This is a genomic window from Edaphobacter sp., assembly GCF_035532915.1.
Lineage (GTDB): Bacteria > Acidobacteriota > Terriglobia > Terriglobales > Acidobacteriaceae > Edaphobacter.
In genome coordinates this window covers 1-3,271 of sequence record NZ_DATKQC010000490.1, presented here as the reverse complement: position 1 = coordinate 3,271, position 3,271 = coordinate 1, and the positions used below count along the sequence as shown (strand labels likewise).

The window sequence follows — 3,271 nt, the reverse complement described above, 5'->3', positions numbered from 1 at the left end:
CTGGCAACCAAGTCCTCTTACAAGAAAGACGGCAAGTACATCGAGCACACCGAATGGCACCGCTGCGTTGTCTTCGGCAAGCTCGGAGAGTTCGCCGCCACGCTCAAGAAGGGCGCGCATATCCAGGTCGAGGGCGAGTTGCGCAGCCGCAAGTACGACAGCAAGAAAACCAACTCGGAGCAGACCATCTGGGAGATCCGGGTGAACTCGATTCTGAAGCTCGACCGTGCCGCCAAAGGGGCGGCGGAAGACGAAGACTCCACCGAGGAAGAGGCCGCATAGGCCCCTTCCTCACACCAGCGGAAGCCGGGTGAAAACCCGGCTCTCCTGTTGCTATGACCCGCATGAACGCTGGGAGCTAAACCATGAACCGCATCGCCCAAAGATTCCTCGTCCGTTGCTTTCAACCAGAAGAGACCATCGCGCTTTTCCTACGCAGGGAGAATCCCCACTCCATAGCCCAGCGTGTCGTGCGCTTGGAGACGGCTCTGGAACCGCGCTACCAAGCATGGCTCTACTACGAAAACACGACCGGAGCGAACGTCTATGTCGCTGCCAATCCGATCTGCTCTGGCAGCAGGAAGCGAACGAAGAAGAACATCGCTTCCGTTCGCCACCTCTATTTGGACATCGACACCGATGGCGATGCCCGGCTTGCCGCGCTCCGGGCATCGGATTTAGTACCGCCACCGACTTCGATTCTGTCCACGTCGCTCGGCAAGTACCAGGTCCTTTGGCGCGTCGAGGGTTTCAACTTCGAGCGGCAGGAACAAATGCTCAAGTTGCTCGCTATCGCCTTCGGCGGCGACCCTGCCTGCACGGACTGCAACCGGGTGCTTCGCATCCCCGGCTTCCTGAACCAGAAGTACGATCCCGCCCACCGGGTAACCGTCGAATATCCTGACGATTCCGTCTGGTCTTCCGATGACTTCCGGCTGGAGGATGCGGCCACAGATGCGACGGTTCATGCCCTCACGAGCCATGGGCGGAAGCCGCCGCGCAAACACAGCAATTCAGAGAGCGATTGGGCATGGGTTTCGAGCCAACTCCGCCAGGGCAAAGACGCCACTAAATTGACTCGGGAGTTGGCCGCTCGCCGTTCCGATAAGCCCAACCCGCTCTACTACGCCCAGCGCACCGTTGATGTCGCTTCCGCTCATCTCTGGCTGCTCGAAGGCATCCGCACCGACGACATAATCACCATGCTCGAATGCCGGCGCCGTTTCGATATTCCCAACGCACTTTGCTCCGCTCGTGCGCGGGAGATTGCCGCCACGGCTGAACGCATGATTGCCCGCAGAAAGACCGCGTAATCCCCACTCTGAAAGGAGTCTCAAATGCCTCTACTTGAAGTCGTCCAAACCCGCCACCTCAGTGCATCGATTCGCCTGACTGATACCACTGCATTGCAGGTCGATCAGTACGCCGCCTTCATCAAGGCCTCCGCAGACGATGTGGTCGAGCAAGCGCTCGCGTATGTCTTCTCGAAAGACCGCGACTTTCAGGAGTTCCTGAAGTCCGCTGAAGCACAGCAGGTCACCCCGACATTGCGCGTTCGTCGCGCACCGGGAACCGACACCGCCGAGCAGCCTCCGAAGAAGCCCGCGAATGGTGCTGCCAACGGCAGCACTTCGGCAGCTTACGCAGCGGGATCAAGGGCATGATCCGCCCTCCAGAGTGGTGGCTGTGCCACAACGGTGCTTCGCACCGGATGTACGTTGACACTCCATCCCTCGCAGGGAGACGTATGGCTACTTTTGTAGCCATATAGAGACTCGTTGAAACGCGGCAGTTTGCCGCACTGCGGTAGCTATATGGCTACCTGCGGAAAGGAGCTTTGAAATGGCTATCGCGCACCAGATTTCGCCATCGGATTCGCTTCATAGGCCTGCCCGCATCAGCCGTCACAGGACAGCAAGCACCAAGCTGACCGAGGCGGAGTATGCCCAAATTGAACGGATTGCAGAAGGCCGCGGCCAATGGCTCAGTGAGTGGGTTCGGGATGTGCTACTGGCCGCCGTTCGGGAACAGCACCGCCCCCAGGCAGTCGCCGCGTTCACCGAGCTTCAGGCAATTCGGCTCCTGCTCGTCAACACCTTGGAGCCGCTGTTGCGTGGAGAAAAGATGACGCCGGAGCAGTTCCGAGAGATGCTCCGGTACGTGAAGACGAACAAGCACAAAGCGGCAAGCGACGCGCTGACAAGCTACATGCAGAAGGGAGTAGACCAGCCATGAACACCACCCCGTGGGGACGAAAAGAGACCATCATCACACCGCCGCGTGCTCCGATTTATACCTACGCCGCCATCACTGTCGCCGTGTTTGTGACGTTGATTTCGGCGTACCTCTGGCCCGTGGTGATGTGGTCGAGGCTGGAGCGATTCTATCTTCCCATCTACATCGAGTCCGGCGTCCGGGGTGTTGTCCAGAAGACCCACAGCTACAAACTCCCGACTGTGATCAATGCCCAACACCGCGCCCGGCCCGCTCTGCCGGAAGATGTGGAACCGGGCCAGACCCCGCAGCCCGATGGCCGCCCTCTGCCCATTCAACTGACTGCCGCTGCACGAGCCGAAGGTCTCCGGACAATTACACGGGGTGAGAACATCGCCTACAGAAACAAGCCGCTCCATGCCTTCCTGCAGAAGTTCGTGTTTGGCGGCAGAAGCGTGGCAAGTCTCTTTGTCTGGCCTGGCCTTCTCGGCTTTCTGTGTCTCCTCGTCCAGCTTCCTTTTGCGATACGCAAAGATATCGAGCGCCTTCGGGAACGTAAGTACGGAAGGCTCCTGAAGGGACCGCGATTGATGTCTCCGAGCGCCTTCAATCGGGCAGTGAAGGGGGACGGAGTGGGATTTCAGACGATCGAATCCCGCCGTCCGATGCGCATTCCGCGCCAGGTCGAAGGCCAGCACATCGAGATCATGGGGGACACTGGTGCAGGCAAAACCCGGCTCATCATGCAGCTCCTCATGCAGATCAAGGAACGCGGCCATTCCGCCATCGTCTACGACCCGGCCTGCGAGTTCGTGCAGCGCTTCTATGATCCAACGCGCGAGGACATCATCCTCAACCCGCTCGACGCACGTTGCCCCTATTGGGGGCCTTCCGAGGAGTTGCGCCGTCGTGCCGAGGCGAAGACCATTGCGGCTTCGCTCTACCAGCCGACGACGGACAAGAAGGGAGAGTTTTTCGTCGAGACTCCACAGAAAATCTTCGCGCATCTTTTGACTTTTGGACCCACTCCGCAAGAACTTGTGGACTGGATGGCGAA

5 protein-coding genes are annotated in these 3,271 nt (G+C 59.3%); all 5 read left to right on the top strand.

Going from position 1 to position 3,271, the window contains the following annotated elements; genetic code table 11:
- The coding region (locus VMU57_RS22820) for a single-stranded DNA-binding protein (protein ID WP_325387651.1) at nt 1-282 on the top strand (282 nt) is incomplete at its 5' end.
- Nucleotides 283-365: 83 nt separating this feature from the next.
- On the top strand, nt 366-1,313 hold the full coding sequence (locus tag VMU57_RS22815; RefSeq protein ID WP_325387649.1) for a RepB family DNA primase: 948 nt from the start codon (nt 366-368) through the stop codon (nt 1,311-1,313).
- Between the two features lie 24 nt (nt 1,314-1,337).
- Nucleotides 1,338-1,664, top strand: a complete 327-nt coding sequence (locus tag VMU57_RS22810) for a hypothetical protein (protein ID WP_325387647.1) — start codon at nt 1,338-1,340, stop codon at nt 1,662-1,664.
- A 178-nt stretch (nt 1,665-1,842) separates the two neighbouring features.
- Complete coding sequence (locus tag VMU57_RS22805; RefSeq protein WP_325387645.1) at nt 1,843-2,235, top strand: hypothetical protein; 393 nt, start codon at nt 1,843-1,845, stop codon at nt 2,233-2,235.
- Nucleotides 2,232-3,271: type IV secretion system DNA-binding domain-containing protein (locus VMU57_RS22800; RefSeq protein ID WP_325387643.1), on the top strand; the 1,040-nt coding region annotated here is incomplete at its 3' end. The genes VMU57_RS22805 and VMU57_RS22800, both read left to right, overlap by 4 nt.